The organism is Fulvivirga lutimaris (assembly GCF_009711525.1).
In the GTDB taxonomy this organism is placed as follows: Bacteria; Bacteroidota; Bacteroidia; order Cytophagales; family Cyclobacteriaceae; genus Fulvivirga; species Fulvivirga lutimaris.
Map to the genome: position 1 here is coordinate 1 of NZ_SMLV01000037.1, position 494 is coordinate 494.

Here is a 494-nt window from a genome sequence, read left to right on the forward strand (position 1 = left end):
TGATTTTTAATAAATAAATCTTTTCAGGTTAATTGAGGTATAAACATTTGAATAAATGAAGTTAAGTATTGAATTAGCGAAACCCAGTAGTCAGGAGTGGATAGATACAGTGATGGCAGATTTCGATTCCTTTTTGCAAGATCATGCCAATTGCGAGCGCAAAGCATCTTCAATGGCTATGAGTTTTGTTGCTAAATATCCGGACAGAACTGAAATTATACCTGAACTCATAGAGACAGGGATAGAGGAGTTGGAGCACTTTCAACAGGTATATGAGATCATGGAGAAGCGTGGTGTTCAGCTGCCAGCTAAAATGGGTCAGGATATGTACGTTAAAGATTTGGTTGACGCCTGTAGATCCGATGTGGAAGGCAGATTTATGGACAGGTTGCTATTAGCTTCAATAATTGAATGCAGAGGAGCAGAGCGATTCAGAATGGTTTATGAAGCGCTGCCGGAAGGAGACTTGAAAAAGTTCTATCATAACCTATGGG

General features: G+C 39.7%; 1 protein-coding gene. It reads left to right on the forward strand.

Going from position 1 to position 494, the window contains the following annotated elements:
• Window positions 1-55: 55 nt before the first annotated feature.
• Window positions 56-494 (forward strand): tRNA isopentenyl-2-thiomethyl-A-37 hydroxylase MiaE (gene miaE, locus E1140_RS00075; protein ID WP_155177926.1); only part of this gene is annotated, 439 nt, incomplete at its 3' end.